20 protein-coding genes and 2 pseudogenes are annotated in these 19,730 nt (G+C 70.5%); 8 read left to right on the forward strand and 14 right to left on the reverse strand.

All coding sequences use genetic code 11. The features are described 5' to 3' along the window. Position 1: 1 nt before the first annotated feature. On the reverse strand, positions 2 to 1,093 hold the full coding sequence (locus ABZ396_RS21560; RefSeq protein ID WP_358920532.1) for a LysR family transcriptional regulator: 1,092 nt from the start codon (positions 1,091 to 1,093) through the stop codon (positions 2 to 4). Positions 1,094 to 1,361: 268 nt separating this feature from the next. Between ABZ396_RS21560 and ABZ396_RS21565 the strand changes: the two genes are divergently transcribed. The 4 genes from ABZ396_RS21565 to ABZ396_RS21580 all read left to right on the forward strand — a co-directional run bounded on the left by ABZ396_RS21565 (position 1,362) and on the right by ABZ396_RS21580 (position 4,336). After that, entirely contained in the window at positions 1,362 to 2,018 is a 657-nt protein-coding gene (locus ABZ396_RS21565; RefSeq protein ID WP_358920534.1) for a CatB-related O-acetyltransferase, read from the forward strand. A 26-nt stretch (positions 2,019 to 2,044) separates the two neighbouring features. After that, entirely contained in the window at positions 2,045 to 2,941 is an 897-nt protein-coding gene (locus tag ABZ396_RS21570) for a virginiamycin B lyase (RefSeq protein ID WP_358920536.1), read from the forward strand. Then, positions 2,938 to 3,285, forward strand: a complete 348-nt coding sequence (locus ABZ396_RS21575) for a YciI family protein (protein ID WP_358920537.1) — start codon at positions 2,938 to 2,940, stop codon at positions 3,283 to 3,285. Before ABZ396_RS21570 ends, ABZ396_RS21575 begins: the two co-directional genes overlap by 4 nt. Positions 3,286 to 3,400: 115 nt before the next feature. Continuing rightward, a complete protein-coding gene (locus ABZ396_RS21580) occupies positions 3,401 to 4,336 on the forward strand; it encodes a GNAT family N-acetyltransferase (protein WP_358920539.1) in 936 nt (311 codons plus the stop codon). A 173-nt stretch (positions 4,337 to 4,509) separates the two neighbouring features. Here the strand turns inward: ABZ396_RS21580 and ABZ396_RS21585 are convergent, their stop codons facing one another. The 5 genes from ABZ396_RS21585 to ABZ396_RS21605 form a co-directional block, all read right to left on the reverse strand. Then, entirely contained in the window at positions 4,510 to 4,641 is a 132-nt protein-coding gene (locus ABZ396_RS21585; protein WP_358920541.1) for a hypothetical protein, read from the reverse strand. Positions 4,642 to 4,828: 187 nt separating this feature from the next. Further along, entirely contained in the window at positions 4,829 to 5,803 is a 975-nt protein-coding gene (locus ABZ396_RS21590) for an alpha/beta hydrolase (RefSeq protein ID WP_358920543.1), read from the reverse strand. 181 nt (positions 5,804 to 5,984) lie between these two features. After that, the gene (locus tag ABZ396_RS21595) at positions 5,985 to 7,043 is read right to left on the reverse strand and encodes an LLM class flavin-dependent oxidoreductase (protein WP_358920545.1); all 1,059 of its coding nucleotides are present in this window, start codon (positions 7,041 to 7,043) and stop codon (positions 5,985 to 5,987) included. Then, entirely contained in the window at positions 7,043 to 7,549 is a 507-nt protein-coding gene (locus ABZ396_RS21600; protein WP_358920547.1) for an SRPBCC family protein, read from the reverse strand. The genes ABZ396_RS21595 and ABZ396_RS21600 overlap by 1 nt, the downstream gene beginning before the upstream one ends. An 83-nt stretch (positions 7,550 to 7,632) precedes the next feature. Continuing rightward, positions 7,633 to 8,133 (reverse strand): helix-turn-helix domain-containing protein, encoded by a 501-nt coding sequence (locus ABZ396_RS21605; RefSeq protein WP_358920549.1) that lies wholly within the window; start codon positions 8,131 to 8,133, stop codon positions 7,633 to 7,635. 225 nt (positions 8,134 to 8,358) lie between these two features. Here ABZ396_RS21605 and ABZ396_RS21610 point away from each other — a divergent pair, with 225 nt between their 5' ends. Together ABZ396_RS21610 and lpdA are read left to right on the forward strand one after the other, a co-directional pair. Beyond that, the gene (locus tag ABZ396_RS21610; protein ID WP_358920551.1) at positions 8,359 to 9,057 is read left to right on the forward strand and encodes an SDR family oxidoreductase; all 699 of its coding nucleotides are present in this window, start codon (positions 8,359 to 8,361) and stop codon (positions 9,055 to 9,057) included. A 53-nt stretch (positions 9,058 to 9,110) separates the two neighbouring features. Beyond that, positions 9,111 to 10,508 carry a dihydrolipoyl dehydrogenase gene (gene lpdA / locus ABZ396_RS21615; protein ID WP_358920553.1) on the forward strand — a complete coding sequence of 466 codons (1,398 nt, stop codon included), beginning with the start codon at positions 9,111 to 9,113 and terminating at the stop codon, positions 10,506 to 10,508. A 71-nt stretch (positions 10,509 to 10,579) separates the two neighbouring features. On the opposite strand, the gene ABZ396_RS21620 is transcribed toward lpdA, so the two are convergent. Together ABZ396_RS21620 and ABZ396_RS21625 are read right to left on the reverse strand one after the other, a co-directional pair. After that, a complete protein-coding gene (locus tag ABZ396_RS21620; RefSeq protein WP_358920595.1) occupies positions 10,580 to 10,951 on the reverse strand; it encodes a VOC family protein in 372 nt (123 codons plus the stop codon). A gap of 399 nt (positions 10,952 to 11,350) precedes the next feature. Next, positions 11,351 to 11,709 (reverse strand): annotated as a pseudogene (locus ABZ396_RS21625) (TetR/AcrR family transcriptional regulator); the annotation flags it as partial. 331 nt (positions 11,710 to 12,040) lie between these two features. On the opposite strand from ABZ396_RS21625, the gene ABZ396_RS21630 reads away from it, so the two are divergent. Then, complete coding sequence (locus ABZ396_RS21630; RefSeq protein ID WP_358920555.1) at positions 12,041 to 12,406, forward strand: hypothetical protein; 366 nt, start codon at positions 12,041 to 12,043, stop codon at positions 12,404 to 12,406. 407 nt (positions 12,407 to 12,813) lie between these two features. Here the strand turns inward: ABZ396_RS21630 and ABZ396_RS21635 are convergent, their stop codons facing one another. The 5 genes from ABZ396_RS21635 to ABZ396_RS21655 form a co-directional block, all read right to left on the reverse strand. Continuing rightward, positions 12,814 to 13,176 (reverse strand): hypothetical protein, encoded by a 363-nt coding sequence (locus tag ABZ396_RS21635; RefSeq protein ID WP_358920557.1) that lies wholly within the window; start codon positions 13,174 to 13,176, stop codon positions 12,814 to 12,816. Positions 13,177 to 13,303: 127 nt separating this feature from the next. Continuing rightward, positions 13,304 to 15,406 (reverse strand): acetoacetate--CoA ligase, encoded by a 2,103-nt coding sequence (locus ABZ396_RS21640; RefSeq protein WP_358920559.1) that lies wholly within the window; start codon positions 15,404 to 15,406, stop codon positions 13,304 to 13,306. Beyond that, positions 15,403 to 17,025 (reverse strand): bifunctional 3-(3-hydroxy-phenyl)propionate/3-hydroxycinnamic acid hydroxylase, encoded by a 1,623-nt coding sequence (locus ABZ396_RS21645; protein ID WP_358920561.1) that lies wholly within the window; start codon positions 17,023 to 17,025, stop codon positions 15,403 to 15,405. Before ABZ396_RS21645 ends, ABZ396_RS21640 begins: the two co-directional genes overlap by 4 nt. Continuing rightward, the gene (locus ABZ396_RS21650; RefSeq protein WP_358920563.1) at positions 17,022 to 17,960 is read right to left on the reverse strand and encodes a fumarylacetoacetate hydrolase family protein; all 939 of its coding nucleotides are present in this window, start codon (positions 17,958 to 17,960) and stop codon (positions 17,022 to 17,024) included. The genes ABZ396_RS21645 and ABZ396_RS21650 overlap by 4 nt, the downstream gene beginning before the upstream one ends. Continuing rightward, positions 17,957 to 19,102 (reverse strand): VOC family protein, encoded by a 1,146-nt coding sequence (locus ABZ396_RS21655; protein WP_358920565.1) that lies wholly within the window; start codon positions 19,100 to 19,102, stop codon positions 17,957 to 17,959. The genes ABZ396_RS21650 and ABZ396_RS21655 overlap by 4 nt, the downstream gene beginning before the upstream one ends. 137 nt (positions 19,103 to 19,239) lie before the next feature. Here ABZ396_RS21655 and ABZ396_RS21660 point away from each other — a divergent pair. Then, positions 19,240 to 19,356 (forward strand): annotated as a pseudogene (locus tag ABZ396_RS21660) (TetR/AcrR family transcriptional regulator); the annotation flags it as partial. A gap of 102 nt (positions 19,357 to 19,458) precedes the next feature. Here ABZ396_RS21660 and ABZ396_RS21665 read toward each other — a convergent pair. Then, on the reverse strand, positions 19,459 to 19,632 hold the full coding sequence (locus tag ABZ396_RS21665; protein ID WP_358920599.1) for a hypothetical protein: 174 nt from the start codon (positions 19,630 to 19,632) through the stop codon (positions 19,459 to 19,461). Positions 19,633 to 19,730: the final 98 nt, after the last annotated feature.

Raw genomic sequence — 19,730 nt, forward strand, 5'->3', positions numbered from 1 at the left:
ACTAGATCGATTTACCTGCCCCTGGCCGGAGGATAGCGAAACACTGCGGATCCACAGCCGGACCGGATTCGCGTCCAGCCGTGCAAGCAATGAAGAACGGATTGGTCAGACCCGATCGAGGTCTGGACGCTGCTCGAAGATGACACGAAGACGGTACGGAACAAGTCCGGGGCCACTCGGCTCGGCTTCGCGCTCTTCTCTGACGCGGGGTTGAGTCCCCGTAGTCAGACGCCGCCTGGGAGAGTGCCCGTACCAGCGGGGTCGCTCGGTCCGTGCGCCAGATCAGGGCCCACTGGACGGGCGGGGCATCGTGGAGGGGGAGATAGACGACGTCGGTCTGCGCGTTGTAACGCCGCCCCTCGTCGGGGACGGTGCAGACTGCGTCGCCTGCCGCGACGAGTGCAAGGATCTCGTAGAAGGTGGTGACGGCCGGGCCGCGACGGACGGGGCGTCCGGCCGGAGTGCGGACCGGCAGGACGGCGGCCTCCCAGTAGGCGGGTATGGGGCCATTCAGGCGCGGCACGATGTGATCGCCGAGCACCTCCATGCTCACCGACTCCTGCCGGGCAAGCGGATGATCCGCGCACACCATCAGGTTGAGAGGTTCCTCGCGCAGCACCACGCCGACGGTCAGGTCCGGCTCGCGAACCGGCAGCCAAGTGGTCACCGCGTCAACCTCGCCGGCCCGCAATGCTCCGAACGGATCGCTGAAGAACACTTCCCGGAAACGGCGTTCGACGGACGGGTGCCGGGTCCGGAAGCGGGTCAGGAGCCGGGCCATGTCGTGCATCTGTGCGCCCATGACCCCCACTGTCAGCGTGCCGGCCGCGTGGCGGTCGACGGTGGTCACCTCAGCTATGGCGTTCTGGATGTCCTCATATGCCGGCTTCAGTCGCTGGAGCAACACCTCTCCGACGGGGGTAATCCGCACGTGGTGGCTGGTGCGCTCGAAGAGTTGGGCGCCGATGGCGCGTTCCTGTTTCTTGATCGCCTGGCTGACACGGGCCGGGGAGACATGCAGGCGTTCGGCGCTGCGGCCGAAGTGGAGCTCCTCCGCGAGCGTCAGGAAGATCTCTATGTCCCGCAGTTCCATCCTGTCCCCCGATTCCGTTCTGGTCCCCGGAGTCGTGAACCTCTGGGTTAACGACCATAACAAGATCGGCCGTTGCTCCTGGGCTGCCCCGGTATGCATGATGGGGCCAGGCCGGGAGGCTTCCCGCTGGTGACATGAGCCGGCGCGAGGCGGCAGGACCGGCCCGCTCCATTCGGCCGACGGTCCGGGAGGCGCGTACCTCATCGGGCGCGAGACCGCGCCGCCCTGCGCTCGCCCGCCGAGTACGAACCCCCACGGAGATCGCCGCGTGACACCTGACCCGAGCACCGTCCATCCCCTGCCCGCCCACGAGCGGGTCGTCTTCCTCAAGCCACTGGTTGACGGTACAAACGTCGTGGTGGGTGACTTCACCTACTATGACGACCCCGACGGGGCGACCGACTTCACGCAGCGAAATGTGCTGTACGCCTACGGTGCGGAACGGCTGATCATCGGCAAGTACTGCGCGATCGCGACGGGCACCCGGTTCCTGATGGCCGGCGCGGACCACCCGTCGATGGGGGTGTCCACCTTCCCCTTCGCCATGTTCGGCGGGGAGTGGGCCGAGCAGACCCTCGACCTCGTGACCGGCATGCCCAGCCGCGGGGACACGGTGGTCGGCAACGACGTGTGGTTCGGATACGGAGCCACCCTGATGCCGGGGCTTCGGATCGGCGACGGCGCAGTGATCGCGGCCGGAGCGGTGGTCACCGCCGACGTGCCGCCGTACACCATCGTGGGCGGAAACCCGGCCCGGACGATCAGACAGCGCTTCGGCGACAGCGACATCGAACGGCTCGCGCGCGCCGCCTGGTGGGACTGGCCCGTTGAACTGGTGACCGCGCACGCCCGGACCATCATGGCCGGATCCCCGCAGGACATCGAGCGCATCGCCGCCGCCGAAGGTCTGGGGCAGCAGCAGTGACGCGCCCGGCCATCGAGGAGTATGCGGTGTCCGGTCGCGACAGCGGTCCGTACGCGATCACCACCGGCCCGGACGGCGCGCTGTGGTTCACCATGGTGCACAGCGGCAGGATCGGCCGGCTGAACCCGGGACAGGAGCCGACGAGTCATCAACTCGCCCCGGACAGCGGCCCGACAGCCATCAGCAACGGGCCGGACGGCGCGTTGTGGTTCACGGAGTACCGGGCGCACCGGATCGGGCGGATCACGCTGGCCGGCCGGGTGACCGGGTTCACGCTGCCGACCGCGGAGTGCGGGCCTTTCGGCATCGCCGCAGGGCCGGACGGCGCGCTGTGGTTCACCGAGACCGCCGCCGACCGCATCGGCCGCCTCACCACCGACGGAGCGGCCACGGAGTATCCGCTGCCGCTCACCGGAGCGTTCCCCTCCGCGATCGCCGCTGCCGGGGACGCGATGTGGTTCACGATGAACCAGGCCAACGCCATCGGCCGTATCGGCATGAACGGTCGCATCACGGTGCACGAGCTGCCCACCGAGGCGGCCGCGCCGGTGGGTATCGCCGTGGGCCCGGACGGAAGTGTCTGGTTCACCGAGATCGCGGCCGGTCAGATCGGCCGGATGGCACCGGGCGGCCAGATCACCGAGTACCCGTTGCCCGACCGTTCCGCCCGGCCGCACGCCGTCACCACCGACGCCCACGGCACGGCGTGGTTCACCGAGTGGGGCGGCAACCGCGTCGGCTCGGTCACCTCGGACGGCACGGTCGCAGTCCATGACCTGCCCACCCCGGCCTCCGAGCCGCACGGCATCACAGTGGGCCCGGACGGTGCCCTGTGGACGGCCCTGGAGGTGGGCGCACTGGCCCGCATCGAACCGGACACCACCAGAACCACCAAGAACACCGACGAGAGGAACGCCTCATGAAATACGCCCTCGTGATCTTCGAGACGCATGCGTCACGCGCCCGGATCCAGGCCGACCGCGACGGCTACCGGAAGGCATACCAGACCTGGATCGGTGAACTCGCGGCAGCGGGCAAACTGGTCGGCGGAGACGCCCTCGACACCGAGCACCGAGGCACCGTCACTGTGCGCAAGACGGCGGACGGGCCCGCAGTGGTGACCGAGGGGCCCGTGCACAGCGGCGAGGAGACCCTCGGCGGCTGGTTCGTACTGGAAGTTGCCGACCACGCCGAGGCCGTCGAACTGGCCTGCGGCTTCCCCACCCCGGAGGCGCTGGAAATCCGTCCGATACTCGAATCGGCCTGAGCGCCATGCGGCCCGCGACGCCCTCTGTCCGGACACCCGGCGTGCCTGACCAGCACGACACACCGGGCCCGGAGCGCTGTATCCCTTCACAGGAGCTGACTTGAAACCGACGTCGGTGAGCTACCGACCTCTCACCGGTCCCGAGGAGATCGATCTCTTCTGCCGGCTCTCCTACGTCCTCGACCACGAACTGACCGGGGACTTCGCCGGCGGTCGCCGCCGCCCCGAGTGGTCATGGGTGGCCCTGGACGGCGACCGCCTGCTCGCCCGGCTCGCCTGGTGGACGGCCCCGGGCGGTGACGTCCCGCTGCAGTTCGACTTCTTCGACATCGACGACACGCTGCCCCGGGCCGACCGCGACGAGATCGGCCTGCGGCTGTTCGAAACGGCGACGGCGACCGTCTTCCCGGCTGGGGCGAAGCTGCCGGAGTACTGCCGCTTCGTCCCGCCCGACTGGCACGAGGACCCCGTGGCGCGCGAGGTGGTCGAATCCCGCACGCGCGTGCTGGAGAGCACCGGCGCACGGCTGCTGGTCGAGCGGCTGCGGCTGCAGTGGACCCCGGCGTCCCTGCTCCCGGAGCCCAGGAGGCGTCTCGTCTTCCGCCCGGTGGCCCACCGTGAGGACCTCCTCGGCCTGATGACCCCGGTCATGGAGGGCACCCTCGACGCCCACGGCCAGGCGGACCTGTCATCCGGACTGAGCCCGCGCGAAGCGGCGGAACGACACTACGACGGAGAGTTTGCCGGGTTCAGGAGCCCGCACGAGTGGTGGCGCATCGCCGAACTCCCCGGCGGGGGCGCTCCGGTGGGCTTCGTGGTCCCGGCCCGCAACAGCTACCACCCGATCATCGCGTACATCGGTGTCCTGCCCGCACACCGCGGCAATGGCTACATCGACGAGATCCTCGCCGAGGGTACCCGCATCCTGGCCGCCGAAGGTGTCGACCGGATAAGGGCATCGACGGACCTCGGCAACGTCCCCATGGCAAAGTCCTTCGCCCGCGCGGGATACGTCAACTTCGAACGCTCCCTCAACCTGGTCTGGGACTGACCCTGCCACAAGTCCGGCCGTCGTCGATGCGCATCGCCACGACCGTGGCGATCGCACCGTGGAGCCGGACCAGCGGCGCCGGGGCGCCATTGCAGGTGCGGCGTACGTATTCCGGCACCGCAAACGCCGAGGTGCCCGTCGGCCGTCTGCCGGCGGGCACCGCGTGCGTCGGGTCACAGAGACTGCTTCATGATCCAGTCACGGATCCCGGGGATGGAGTAGGCGATCTGCCAGGTGCCCATGTGCGCGCTCGTGGCGCCGGTGGTGCCGGTGACCGTGCCGGTCTGGAAGGTCGCGTAGTTCACGGGCGTCCGCTGCTTCTCCAGGTTGCGTACGTCCGCCGCACTGCGCGGCGGTGGAGCCCGCGTCCCACACCGCCGTGCCGACCTTGGTTCCCTGTATGTCGGTCGACGGATCGTGCTCAATCGAAACCTGGACACAACAGTCGCAGGCCCTCTGTGTGAGGACCTCCGACCATGCGGCGAGGGCTGGTCAACTGCCGTGCAGGGCCTCCTTGATGACGCCGACGGCGATGCGGCGCGCGAGATTGGTGGCGTAACAGTCGCGGAGGCTGTCGAGCATCATGAAGTCGTGCACGATGCCCAGGACGCGGGTGGCGGTGACGGGGACACCGGCTTCCAGGAGACGGCGGGCGTACGCCTCGCCCTCGTCGCGCAGGACATCGGCCTCGTCGGTGATCACCAGGGCCGGTGGCAGTCCCTTGAGGTCGTCGAGGGAGGCGCGCAGCGGGGACGCGTAGCGCTCCTTGCGCTGGGCCTCGTCGCTCGTGTACTGGTCCCAGAACCACATCATGCCGTCCCGGGTGAGGTAGTAGCCCTCGGCAAACTGCAGGTAGGACGCCGTGTCGAAGTTGGCGTCGGTGACCGGGTAGAGCAGGATCTGCCCGGCGAGCGGGACGCCGCCGCGGTCCTTGGCCATCTGGGCGAGAACCGCCGACATACAGCCGCCGACCGAGTCGCCGCAGACGACCATGCGCGACGCGTCGAGACCGTGCTCGGCACCCTGGGCCACGACCCACTGGGCGACGGCGAAGTTCTGCTCGATCTGGGTGGGGTAGCGGGCCTCGGGCGCCCGGTCGTACACGGGGAAGACGGCCGCGGCCTGGGCGCCCACGGCCAGTTCCCGGACGAGGCGGTCATGGGTTTGCTCGTCGCCGAAGACCCAGCCGGCGCCGTGGATGAAGAAGATCACCGGGAGCGGTCCGGTGGCGCCCGCGGGTTTGACGATACGGGTGCGGACGGTTCCCCATTCACCGGCGTCGACGTCGGCCCAGCTCTCGTCGATCGGCGGTTTGGGCACGCCTTCGCCGGCCTGCAGTCCGGCGAGGATGTCCCGGCCCTGCTCGGGCGGCACCTCGTAGATCCGGGGGTGGGGTGCCGTGGCCTCGGTGAGCTCCTTGGCCGCCGGCTCCAGGACGGGGGTGGGCGGCGGGGGCAGATCCTTCATGATGAACCTCCAGAACGTGTCGACGCCGTCACGGCGCGGCCGTTCGGTCGCTCGCTTCCACAGCTCATCCTGCCCGAGGACCGGGCAGAGGGCGCGTCGGCGGCCCGGGGCCGGACAGCTGCCGTCGGCATCCGGGCCGCCGTCACCACCAGATGTGCCGACGCCGAAGGGTCCTGCCTGCTCAGGCGGCCCCGCCGACCTCGTGGACCAGCTCGATCGCCCTCCCCAGTGTGGTGAGCCGGTCCTCCAGGGTCCCCCCGGCCGGATACAGCCGGACCGTGTCGACGCCGGCGTCGCGCCAGACGGTCAGCCGCTCGCGCACCATGGACTCCGTGCCGATCAGTGTCGTACCGAGCACCATCTCGTCGGTCACCAGGGCGGCCGCGCCGTCCCGGTCGCCGGCCTGCCAGCGCTCGTGGACCTCGGCGGCGACCTCGGCCCAGCCCTGGCGGCTGTAGGCGCCGTTGTAGAAGTTGGTGGACGCCGATCCCATGCCGCCGAGGCTGAAGGCGAGTTCCTTCTTGCGTCCGGCGACCATCGCGCCGAGCGCCTCCTCGTCGGGTGCGAAGGCGACCTCGGCGCCCTGGCAGACGTCCAGGTCCGCGCGGGTGCGACCGCTGCGGGCCAGGCCCTCGTCGAGGTGGGTGAAGTAGGCGTCGGCCGCGCCCTCGGGCACGAAGCTGGTGCCCAGCCAGCCGTCGGCGACCTCACCGGTCAGCCGCAGCATGGCCGGGGAAAGGGCGGCGAGATAGACGGGGATCTCGTGCTCGGCGCGCATCGACAGCCGCATCGGGACGGCCTCGCCGCCGGGCAGCGGGACGGTGAACTCGGTGCCGGAGTAGGCGAGTCGGCCGCCGTCGAGTACCCGCCGCACGATCTCAACCGTCTCGCGCATGCGCCGCAGCGGCCGGGCGAAGGGCACACCGTGCAGCCCCTCGATCACCTGCGGGCCGGAGGCGCCGAGGCCGAGCAGGAAGCGCCCGCCGGACAGGTTGGAGAGGGTGATGGCCGTCTGGGCCACCGCTGTCGGGGTCCGGGTGCCCAACTGCATGACGCCGGAGCCGAGCAGCATCCGGTCGGTGAGTGCCGCGTAGTAGCCGAGTGCGGAGGGTGCGTCGGAGCCCCAGGCCTCGGCGACCCAGCAGATGTCCAGACCCAGTTTCTCCGCCTCGACGACGAAGTCGCCCTGCTGCGGCCAGTGTTCGCCGCCCGAGGCCTCGACCGTGGTGGCCGTCCGCATCATGCCTCCGCCCGCTGCTTGATCTGCGCGAGGGTGGCGGTGATGCCGCGCTCGAACTCCCGCAGCCGTACGAACACGATCTTCTGTTCCTTGTCGGGCATCCGGTCGATCGCCACGGACAGTCCCGAGCGCCCCGGTCCCAGCTGCATCCACTCCGACAGTTCGGTCCCGCCGTTCTCCGGGCGCAGCCGGAACCGCCAGACCGCGGAGGGTTCGGCGGGGTCCTGCACGGCCCAGGCGAGGACCGACCCCGGTTCGCACTCGATCACATGGGACGTGGTCTCCCACTTGCCGAGCGCCTCGTGCTGACTGCGGCCGACGAACCTGGCGCCCACCGCCGGCCCGGTGGCGCCGTCCAGCCAGGTGGCGGACCGGAGTTCCTCGCTCATGTCCGGCATCAGCTCGATGTCGCTGACCAGGGCCCACACCTTCTCCGGTGGGGCGTCGATCCAGGTCCGCACCTCGATCGTGGGTTTGTCCGCGTAGCGCGCGCCCGTCCACTCCAAGGTCGTCGGCCTCCTCCGCCGTCAAGGGTCTGACCTCTAGAGTTGCTTCGTGAAACTCTCTCTGTCAAGGGACCGCGCCGTGCTCAGCCGGCGTCGAACCGCCGCAGTACGTCCGCCCGCTGTTTGAGCCGCTCGGGATATCCGGGCCCCATCCGCATCGAGGTCTCCTCGGCCCGCAGCGGTGTCCGGCACTGGGAGCAGACCACCTCGGCACCGGTGTCGTGGCCGCACGCGTCGTGATGGAACACCACGGGGACCCCCCGCTCCCCGGCCAGCCAGCGGTCGCCCCACGCGGACATCGCGGCGAGCACGGCGAACAGGTCCCGCCCTTTCTCCGTGAGGACGTAGTCGTAACGCGGCGGCTCGGCCTCGTACAGCCGCTTCTCCAGGATCCGCTCGTCCACCAGGTGGCGCAGCCGGTCGGTCAACGTGTTGCGGGCGATGCCCAGTTCCCGCTGGAACTCGTCGAAGCGACGGATCCCGTAGAACGCCTCCCGCACCACCAGCGGCGTCCAGTGGTCACCCAGCAGATCGACGGTCCGTGCGATGGAGCATGGCCACTTGGCGAACGACGTCCGTTTCATAGCCTTACGATAGCGAGTCTCATGAAGAAACTCAGCTGACGGCGACCTGAGCCATCAGCACCCCGCCGACCGACCGCACACGGGCCGCGTGGACAGCGATGCCCCGTGCGCTTTGACTGGTCATGACGGGTCCTTGCGGCCCCCGTGACGCTCGTGGCGGACCCGGGCCGGGATTCCGCGGTTTCCCACTCGACGGCAGCGAACCCGGAAACGAGGTGTCCGACGATGAAGATCGAAGGATCGGTCGCGGTGGTGACCGGTGCGAACCGGGGGATCGGGCTGGCGTTCTCGCGTGCGCTGTTGGCCCGGGGCGCCGCCAAGGTGTACGCGGGCGTCCGCCGGCCTGAGGACTTCACCGAGCCTGGCCTGGAGCCGCTGCGCCTCGACGTCACCGACCACGACCAGGTCGCGGACGCCGCGCGGACGGCGTCCGATGCGACCATCGTGATCAACAATGCGGGCATCCAGGCCGGGCCGGCCCTCTTGGAGGGCTCCCTGGACGGCGCGCGGCGGGAGCTGGAGGTGAACTACCTCGGCACCTGGGCCGTCTCCCGGGCCTTCGCGCCGGTCCTCGCCGCCAACGGAGGCGGAGCCCTGGTGAACATGCTTTCCGTGGCCTCCTGGCGGCCGAACAGCCGGTTCCCCAGTTACGCTGCGTCGAAGTCCGCGCAGTGGTCGCTGACCAACGCGTTGCGTCTCGCCCTGCGGGAGCAGGGGACCCTGGTCGTCGGCGTGCACGTCGGCTGGGTGGACACCGACGCCACCGCGGAGATCGACGTGCCGAAGACCGACCCGGCCGAGGTGGCGGCGCGGACCATGGACGCCATCGCCCGTGACGAGCCCGAGGTACTGGTCGACGACACGGCCCGCCAGGTCCGCGCCGCACTGTCCGGGCCGCTCGATCTCATCAGCCCGACCGCCTGACCGTGCGACGGTGGAGTCAGCAGACCGACTCAACCCGATGGTGAGGTGGAGCCATGCAAACCGACTTCGATGTCGTCGTCCTGGGCGCCGGGCCGGGCGGGTATGTGGCCGCGATCCGTGCCGCCCAGCTGGGCCTGCGCACCGCCATCGTGGAGGGCCGGTTCTGGGGCGGTGTCTGTCTGAACATCGGCTGTATCCCGGCGAAGGCGCTGCTGCGCAACGCCGAGGTCGCCCAGCTGATCCTGCACGACGCGGAGAAGTTCGGCGTGAAGATCAGCGGCGAGGTGGACCTGGACTACCGCGCCGCCTACGAACGCAGCCGCGTGGTCGCCGACGGACGCGTCAAGGGCGTCGGCTATCTCATGCGCAAGAACAAGATCGAGCAGTTCGAGGGGCAGGGCACCTTCCTCGACCCCCACACCCTGCAGGTGCGCATGCGGGACGACGAGACGACACTCTCCTTCCGCTCCTGCATCATCGCGACCGGCTCGACCGTGAAACTGCTGCCGGGCACGGCGCTGGGCCGGCGCGTGGTCACCTACGAGGAGCAGATCCTCTCCGACAGCCTCCCGTCGAGCCTGATCATCGCGGGGGCGGGCGCCATCGGCGTCGAGTTCGCCTATCTGCTGCGGTCCTACGGTGTCGAGGTCACCCTGGTGGAGTTCCTCGACCGGATCGCACCACTGGAGGACGAGGAGGTCTCCGCCGAACTCACCAGGCGCTTCAAACGGCAGGGCATCCGTGTGATGACCTCGACGGCGGTGCGGGCCATCGAGGAGACCGAGGCGAACGTCCGGGTGACGGTCCGCCAGGGTGATGCGGAGCAGGTCCTGGAGGCGGAGAAGGTCCTGCAGGCCACCGGCTTCCAGCCGCGCACGGCCGGCTACGGACTGAACAGCACCGGAGTACGGCTCACCGAGCGCGGTGCCATCGACGTCGACGGGTACTGCCGGACCAGCCAGCCGCACATCTACGCCATCGGCGATGTCACCGCGAAGCTGATGCTGGCGCACACCGCCGAGGCGATGGGCATCGTCGCCGCGGAGAGCATCGCCGGCGCGGAGACCATGGAGCTGGACTACCGCATGATCCCGCGCGCCACGTTCTGCCAGCCGCAGATCGCCAGCTTCGGCTGGACCGAGGCCGAGGCCCGCGCCGAGGGCTTCGACGTGCGCGTGGCGAAGTTCCCCTTCACGGCCAACGCCAAGGCCCACGGCTTCGGCGACACGGTCGGGTTCGTGAAACTGGTGAGCGACGCCCGCTACGGCGAACTCCTCGGCGGCCACCTGATCGGACCGGACGTGACCGAGCTGCTGCCCGAGCTGACGCTGGCTCAGAAGTGGGACCTCACGGTGACCGAACTCGCCAGGAACGTCCACGCCCATCCGACGCTGAGCGAGGCCGTCCAGGACGCCCTGCACGGACTCGCAGGCCACATGATCAACCTCTGACGGCAGGCCCGGCCGGCCGCGTGCGGGTGTCCGTGCCGTGTGCGAGACGGCACGGAAACACCGTGCGGCCGCTACGGGCGCACGTACGGCCGGGTCATGATCTCCATGTTGTGGCCGTCCGGGTCCTCGAAGTAGGCGCCCCGGCCGCCGAACAGGCCGTTTATGCCGCCGGGTTGGGTGTGGTGGGGGTCGGCGTAGTAGGTGACGCCGTTCGCCTCCAGCCGGGCGATCATGCCGTCGAACCGCCCTTCTGGCACGAGGAAGGCGTAGTGCTGCGACTGGATCGGCTCGTCCCGCTTCTCGTAGTAGTCGAGCGTCACGCCGTTGCCGAGGTCGACGGGCAGGAACGGCCCCAGCGGGTTGCCGACCCGCAGGCCCAGGACGGTGGCGAGGAACTCGGCGGAGCGGTGCCGGTCGCTGGCGTAGACGGCCGTGTGGTTCAGCTGGACGGCGGCCGCGGACGGCTCGGATTCGTGCGGGTCCGTGTGGTCGTGCGGGTCCGTCCGGTGGTGCGGGTCCCGCGGGTCGTACGGGTGCTTCTGGTCAATGGGCAACGGAATCTCCGGTCTTGGGATCTGCTGGGAGTGCGCACCGCATAGGGGCGCCGGGAGCGAAGACGCGGAGAAGGTGGGCGGGCCTCTGGCCCGCCTCGTGCTCACGCCGAGGCCGGGAACCTCACTCGTGCGTGGCCCATGGCCGACCCGGCAGTCACCCGGCGGACTTTAGCGACCGTCACGGGACGGCGCAACGGAGTTGCGCGGTGCCGAACGGCCGTGGTCGCGAGGCGTGCGGTCAGACGCGGGCAGGCCCTATGACCTGACCCTCGTGGGGAGGGCCGGGGCTCACAGGCCGCCGGGAACTCGGTGCCCCGCCTGTGCGGCGATCCTGGCGGCGGCGCCGTAGATCAGCCGGGCGTGCAGCTCGAAGAGGGCCACCAGGTCGACGGAGTTGCCGCTGACCTCGCGTGCACGAACAGTCCGTCGGCACCGGCGACGGCGTAGGTGGCCAGGGTGCGTACGGCGTCCTCGTCCAGGGCCGGGAACAGGGAGGCGATCACCTCGGCGATCCGCTGATGGGAGATGTCGCGGACCTGGAGAAAGACCGTGCGGCCACGGGGCTCGGTGGGGTGGCGCTCCAGCGCGAGCATGAGGCCGGGACGCAGGAAGTCCGGCGCGGCGACGAGCGAACTGGCCACTTTGGCACGCCATCAGGTTCTTGCTGACGCCCCCCGGGACAGGCCCAGCCGCTCGGCCAGGCGTCGGCCGGCCGTGGCCGCCATCGTTTCCATCCGTGAGGGCTCGTCGGCCGCCCGCGGTGATCAGGGTGCGGCGACGCTCCCTGGCACGAACCGAGGATTGCGCCAGGACTGACCGGGGTGTGGCCGCCGACTGCTGCATTGGCATCTCGGGCGTCACCGGGTCGGGGGAATGCGCTGCCGGCTGGCGAGCCGGACTCCCGGACAGGTGTGAGGATCGCAGCACGGTGACAAGGCACCTCCGGGCCGTCACTGCATCCAGTAGGAGGACCAGTCGATGAACCTCACCCTGAAGCGCCTGCTCGGCGCTACCGCGGCGGTGGCCACGGGCGCCACGGCCCTGCTCGGCACCGGCGCCGGCACCGCTGACGCCGCAGGCAGAGCGCATTGCGACCGCGCCGAACGGGCCATCTGGATAGACGACCCCAGTCGCAACGTGACCGGCCACCGCTGCAGCCTGCCGGACAACAAGCGCCGCTGGTACAGAGTCGAGATCGACACCCTCGTAGAGCCCCACCACACAACGGGGTATCTGAACGGACGCGTCGATCGGACCGAGACCCTGCACGACAGGACCATCAGGTGCATGGGCTACACGTCCGAGAACGGCACGGTGAACTGGTTCGGCTGCGTACCTCGCTGACTACTCGCCGGGGGCTCCCGAGCCGGCGCCCCTGCCCCCCAGCCTGGTCGGGCCTTCCAGACCGCCGTCGTATGGCTTGCTGTCCGGGAGTTGGTGCGTCACAGGTTCAGTAATGACATACGTTGTATGGAAAGTCGAAGCCGGCCCTGTCGGCACGGGAGAGATCCGTCTCCCACTGATGACGAACGGGACCGGGTGGCGCGACCTGATGGATGGCGTGAGGCGTACGCAAAGAGCCCCGCCTGCCCGCGGCTGTCGCGGGCAGGCGGGGCCCAAACGTGGAACGGCCGACGACAACGTTCGGAACTGACCGGAACCGGGGTGCGGCGCTGCTCAGGCCCAGGTGACGGCGTCATGGACGGGCACGCGGGGCAGCCGCGGGAACCACGGGTCGGCCCCGGGGTGACCTATGTTGACCACCAGATGCGAACGCCAGCTGGTACCGGCGAAGAACTCCTCACCCCTACCGGACCTGTCGAAGCCCGCCACGGGACCGGCCGCGAGCCCTGCCGCGCGCACCGCAGCAGGAACATCCCGGTCTGCGGTGCCGAGTTGTGGGCGGCGAGGCGCTCGCGCCTCTCGGTCCGGCCGGCGAACGCTGCTCGTAGCGCGGCGCCGCGGGCCGGGAACACCACCGGCATCTGCTCGTGGAAAGCGACGTCGTACGCCAGGATCGCCACGGCCGGTGCACTGAGCGTTTTGGCCCTGTTGCCCTCGTCGAGATGCCCGGCCAGCCGGTCCTTGCCCTCGCGGGTGCGCACGAAGAGCACACGCAGGGGCTGACCGCTGGCGGCGCTCGGCGATCAACGGGCGACTTCCCAGATCGTGGTGAGTTCGTCGTCGGTAACGGTCGGCCGCGGTGAAGGTGTTCGCCGTACAGGTCTCGGTGAACAGCAGCTATCGACCGGCGTCGTCGAGCACATCGAGGGGCTGCGGTTCGCGATCGGTCATGCTCACGGTTTCTCTCTTGCTTCGGTGCGTGGATGGTGTGGTTCCTGGCCGCTTGCGCCGCTCCGCGCCCAACCGGGCGAAGTAGGCGACCAGTTCGGGGGCGTCGACCGCCCCCGGGCTGAGGACCCGGTCGGCGGGGGCTCCCTGGAGGAGGCGTTTGACCGGGACTTCCAGTTTCTTGCCGGTGCGGGTGTGCGGGATGGCCGGCACTGCCACGATCTCGTCGGGGACATGGCGGGGTGAGGCGCCGCTGCGGATCGCGGCGCGGATCTTCTCGCGCAGGGCGTCGTCCAGGCCGACCCCGTCGGCGAGGACGACGAACAGGGGCATCCAGTAGCCGCCGTCGGGTTCCTCCGCGCCGATGACGAGGGCCTCGGTGATCTCGGGGAGACGCTCGACGACGTCGTGGATGTCGGCGCTGCCCAGGCGCACGCCGTTGCGGTTGAGGGTGGCGTCGGAGCGGCCGTGGACGATCACCGAGCCGTGGGAGGTGAGGGTGATCCAGTCGCCGTGCCGCCACACGCCCGGGTACGCGGCGAAGTAGGCGTCCTGGTACCGGCTGCCGTCGGGGTCGTTCCAGAAGTGCAGCGGCATGGACGGCATGGGGCGGGTGACAACCAGTTCGCCGACCTGGTCGACGACCGGCCGCCCCGCGCCGTCGTACGCCGCCAGCGCCACACCCAGGTTGGGCGCGGACAGCTCCCCCGCCCGGACCGGCGTCGTGGGGGCGCTGCCGGCGAAGCCGGAGACGACGTCCGTACCGCCGCTGGTGGAGGCGAGCCGGATGCCCGCGCCCACGTGGTCACGGACCCAGGGGTAGGCGGAGGCGGGCAGCGTGGAGCCGGTGGAGCCTATGACGCGGACGGCGGACAGGTCGTGCACCGTGGGTTCGACGCCGAGCTTGGCCATGGCCAGCAGGTACTGGGGGCTGGTGCCGAAGACGGTGACCTTGTGGCGGGCCGCCAGCTCCCACAGGATGTCGGGGCGCTCGGGCGGCACCGGGCTGCCGTCGTATGTGCAGGTGGTCCCACCGGTCAGCAGGGTGGAGACGACCAGGTTCCACATCATCCAGTGGGTGGTGGTGTACCACAGCAGGCGGTCCCCGACGCGCAGGTCGCTGTGCAGGCCCAGGATCTTGAGGTGCTCCAGCAGGACGCCGCCGTGCCCGTGGACGATGCCCTTGGGCAGGCCGGTGGTGCCCGAGGAGAAGACGATCCACAGCGGGTGGTCGAAGGGCACCGGAACGGCGGTGAGGTACTCGGTCCGGGTGGCCGCGTCCTCCCAGGAAAGCGTCAGTCCGGTGTGCCGGGTCTCGGGCCGGCCGAGCCCCAGGTGGTCCACGAGCACCGTGGCCTTCAACGAGGGCAGGGCGTCGGCCAGTTCGCGCGAGGCGGCGCGGCGGTCGTGTGCGGCGCCGTTGAAGAGGTACCCGTCCGCCGTGATCAGCACCGTGGGCTCAAGCTGCGCGAAGCGGTCGGCCGCGGCCTTGGGTGCGTAGTCCTGCCCGCACACCGACCACACCGCGCCCAGGCCGGCGGTGGCCAGGAAGGCGACGACGGCGTGGGGGGTGTTGGGCAGGTAGCCGACGACCCGGTCGCCCCGGCCGACGCCGACGTCGCGCAGGGTGGCGGCGACGGAGGCTACCTGGGCGCGCAGCTGCCGGCCGGTGATCTCGTAGGCGGCGCCCGTCTCGTCCAGCGCGGTGATGGCGGGAGCGTCCGGGTGCAGGTCGCGCAGTGCGTGGTGGGTGTAGTTGAGGGTGGCGCCGGAGAACCAGCGGGCGCCGGGCATGGACTCCTCGGCCAGCACCCGCTCGTAAGGAGTCGTCGCGTCGATGTCGAAGTAGTCCCACACCGCGGCCCAGAAACCTTCCAGGTCGGTGACGGACCAGCGGTGCAGGGCCGGGTAGTCGGTGGGGTCCTGGACGGCTTCGGCGCCCCGGTGACGGGCGGCCCATCGGGCGAAGTCCGCGATGCGACTGGCGGCGGCCGCCCGCGGGTCGGGCGAGAGGAACGGCTGCGGATACGGCGTGGGGTGCGGGGTGGTCATGGTGTGGTGCTCCTCGTCAGCGAACCGGCGGGGCGACGGGCCGTGTGCAGCAGCGGTGCCCAGGCGACGGTGTCGGTGAAGCCGCCGGTGCCGGCGGGGACGGTGTCCAGTACGACGCGGTCCGGGCGCAGCAGGACGGCGTCGGCCCGGCCGCGTCCCAGCCAGGCGGCGAGAGTGCCGGCGTCGCCCAGTGCGTCGAGGCGGACCGTGGACGCGCCCAGAGCCGAAGCCACGGCCGTCATCCGCGCGGTGGGCGGCACAGCGGTCAGTACGGCGAAGCCGTCCCCGAGGACGTCGTCCAGACGCACTCGCCTGGCATCGACGATCACCCAGGGCTGCGGACAGAAGGTGCCGGCCAGCGCCCGGACGGTCAGCCCGGGACGGCGCCGTACCAGGGGACCGGAGGCCAGCGCGGGGCTGAGGTCGCGGCTCACCGTCGAGGTCACGCCGGGGATGCGGCAGGCCGCGCCCACGACGGCCCGGCGGAGTGCCGCGCCGCGGTCCTGTCCGCCGGTCATCGCCCAGCCGACGGCGACCGCGACGCGGATCATGTGGCGGGTGTGCGGCTTGCGCTCCTGCTCGTAGGTCTCCAGCAGCCGTTCGTCCGCGCCCTGTTGGAGTACGCGGGCCAGTTTCCAGGTGAGGTTGTGGGCGTCGCGCAGGCCCGCGCACAGCCCCTGCCCGATGAAGGGCGGGGTGAGGTGGGCGGCGTCGCCCAGCAGGAAGACGCGTCCCCGGCGCCACCGGTCGGCGAGGCGGGCACGGAAGGTGTACTGCGCCTGCCGGATCACCTCGAAGTCGTCGTCCGTGGCGTCGTATGGCGGCAGGTCCACCCAGGGGGCGACGAGTTCGCGCAGGCGCTCCCGCCCGTCCGGGCCGTCCAGCTGCTCGTTCTCGGGCAGCCGGAACTCCCAGCGGTAGCGGTCCTCGCCGACCCGCATGAAGGTGGCCGGCCGGGTGGGGCAGCAGATCTGCTCGGCGCCCTCCCAAGTGCGCAACCGGCGGCCGGTGCGCACGTCGATGACCCTCCAGCTCTCCTCGAAGCGCAGGTCCTGCCACGCAGCGCCGATGGCGTCTCGAGTGACACTGCCCGCGCCGTCGCAGCCGAGGACGGCGTCGGCCCACACGTGTTCGTCCTCGTCGCTGCCGTCGGGGCGGAAGGTGACCCGGACGGGGCCCGCCGGACGGTGCGATCCGTCGGTGTCCTGGCTGACGGACACGACCTCCACCCCGCCGCGCAGCTCGCACTCCGGGCGGCGCGCCAGGGCGTCGCGCAGCAGGCGTTCCAGCTCGGGCTGGTCGAACATGCTGGTCTGGGGGAAGCCGTGGTGTCCGTGTGCGGACCGCGCGAACTCGACGATCACGCGGTGCCGGGCGTCCAGCAGCCGCAGTCCGCGGGCCGGTCGGGCGATGGCGGCGAACTCCTCGTGGACGCCGACGCGCTGCAGGATCCGGCGGACCTCGTCGTCCACGACGACGGCGCGCGGCAGGGGGTAGACGTCCCGGTGGCGTTCGAGAAGGAGACTGCGAACTCCGCGCCGGGCGAGCAGCAGGGCGGCCAGGACGCCTACGGGCCCCGCGCCGACGATGACTACTGGTCTCCGGGAGGCGGCGCTCACCTCGCGTCCGTCACGGGGGTCCGCTGCTCGCCGAGGTCGATCCGCCCGTCCGGGGTGGCGATCGTGGCGGTGATGATGTCACCGCTGCGCAGATAACGGGGGTTCTTGGCCTGGCTCTTGAAGAACGCCTTCCACTTCACCGCGGGCGGCAGCAGTGCGCTGATCTTCTCGACCGGCCTGGGCGGAGCCTTGAGAGCCGTGCCGCCGGGCGTGCCGGTCAGCAGCAGGTCGCCCGGATCCAGGGTCTGGAAGCGAGCGAGCAGGGTCAGCGCCTGCGCGGGCCGCACGATCATGTCGGCGAGCGTGCGGTCCTGGCGCGATACGCCGTTGACCGACAGCCGCAGCCGCAGGTCGAGCAGGCGGTCGAAGTCCTCGGGGTCCAGCAGGGCCAGGTACGGCCCCGTGGGCGTGAAGGTCGGGTAGGACTTGCTCTCGTAGAACTGGGTCTTGGTCAGCTGCACGTCGCGGGCGCTGACGTCGTTGGTGATGACCAGCCCGGCGACGTAACGCGGCAGGTCCCGCTCGCCCACGACGGTGCCCACCGGCAAGGGGGCGCCCAGGACGAGGCCCAGTTCCACCTCGTAGTCGAGGAAGTTCACATGCGCGGGGCGGACGATCGTGTCGTACGGGCCGCTCACCGAGCCGGACGCCTTGCGGAAGAAGGTGGGCGGGATGTCACCGCGGAAGCCCGAATCGCGGGCGTGACTACGGTAGTTGACCATCTGGGCGACCACCCGGCAGGGGGTGGTGACCGGAGGCAGGGCCACCAGGTCGGCGACGGGCGTGCCGGTCTCGGCGGACGCGGCGGCCTCGCGGACCGCGTCCCGGTCGGCGAGCAGCTCGGCGGTGGTGACCGCCTTGGTCTCGACGCGGACGGCGCGCTCGCCGCGTACGACCCACCAGCCGTCCGTGGTACGCAGAACATTGGTGCTCATGAGCTCATCGCTTTCATCAGGCCCAGCAGCCGTGCCGGGTCGAGTTCGTTGTCGCCGCGCAGGGCCGTCATGACCTCGCGGAGCTTGGCGGGGGACGGGCCGGCGCCCAGGAAGTCGCGGGTGACCGGCGGGCCCCACTGGGCCAGGCCGCTCGCCGACATCGGCGCCCAGCCGGGCTCGACGTCGCAGGAGAACAGGTCGCCGTCGGCGAAGTGCTCCAGCATGAAGTGGTCGGGGTCGCGCCAGTAGTCGAAGAGCTGGCTGCCCTGGATGTGCCGGCCGATGCCCCAGCTGCGCCGGTAGCCGCGCTCGGTCAGGTACTCCCCGCCGACGGCGATCGCGTCCAGGTCGGTCACCTGGTAGGCGGAGTGGACGTAACCGGTGCCGGGCCCCAGGTGCAGGGCCAGGGTGTGGTGGTCCACGGCCAGGCTGCCCTGGTCGCAGCGGATGAACGCCATGGTCGGGCCGCGACCGCGCTGCCCGTCGAGGAAGAGGAAGTCGGACACGATCAGCCCGAGGGTGTCCAGGTACCAGTTCAGGGCCCGCAGGAACACGCGGGTCTCCAGCACCACGTGCCCGAGCCGCTGGATACGCGAGGGCTCGCGGGGCGGTCGCTGGGTGGCGTTCGTACGGCGGGTCTCGGTGCCGGTGTTGAGGATGAGCGGCGGCTGCTCCGGCAGCGCGGGCAGCTGTTCCGCGCAGTGCACGACCCGGACCGGGAAGCCCGAAGGGTCGAGCAGGGCGACCGACTGTCCGCCACCGGGTACGCCGATGTCCTGGACCGTACCGCCGGTGGCGCGGGCGAGCCGGTCGAGATCGGCTCCTTCGGCCGCGCGGAACGCCGGCCCGATGAACCGGGAGGCCGGGCCCCTCCGGATGACCATGCAGGGTGAGCCCGCGAACGTGCCGCGCAGCCACAGTTCCCGCTCAGTGCGGGCGGCGATCGCGAATCCGAAGTCACGTGCGAACACCTCGGCCCGCTCCAGGTCCGGCTTCTCGAACTCCAGCCATGCCAGGTCCGTGACCTTGATGACCGGGTTGCGTGCGCGTCCGGGGTGCTCGCCCCGCAGGGCGCCCACCTCGCTGTGGAGATCTTGGTGAGGCGTCTGGAGATCGGCTCTGTTAACGGGGATGTGGGACATGGTGTCCTCCAAGCAACACTGCCGTAATGAGGAAATCATCAACTTTGCCGGTACCCATCGTCAATAGGGTGAACCCAAATAATTGATGATCTCATCAGTAATGGCAGATCCATCGCATCGGTCGTTACACTCGGCGTATGCCGATGTCAGCCCCGCCCAGGAACCGCTTCGAGCGGCGACGTGCCGAAACCCGGCAGGCGCTCGTCCGCGCGGCCCGGCAGATCCTCGCGGAGACCGGGGGCATCAGCGCCAGCCATGTGCCGCTGAAAATGCTGGTCTTCGACCGCCGCGATGCTCTCGTTCCGCTCACCGCCGGCGCCGACGGCCTGCGCAGCACTGCCGCCCTCGTTCACCGGTCACCGCTGTGCGACGCCCTCGTCGAACTCTTCGAGGCGAGCTGGCAGCGGGCCACCCCCGTGTTCGGCAGCGAGGCCCAGGAGCCGCACGAACCGGAAGACCATCCCGACCTCGGGCAGGCCGACCGTGCTCTGCTCCACCTGCTCCACGCCCGGGCTGAAGGACGAGACCATAGCCCGCCAACTCGGCCTCAGCGAACGCACGCTGCGCCGCCGGAGCACCGACCTGACCGCACGCCTGGGGGCGACGAGCCGATTCCAGGCGGGCGCGC

It is taken from the genome of Streptomyces sp. NPDC005866, assembly GCF_040629895.1.
Lineage (GTDB): Bacteria > Actinomycetota > Actinomycetes > Streptomycetales > Streptomycetaceae > Streptomyces.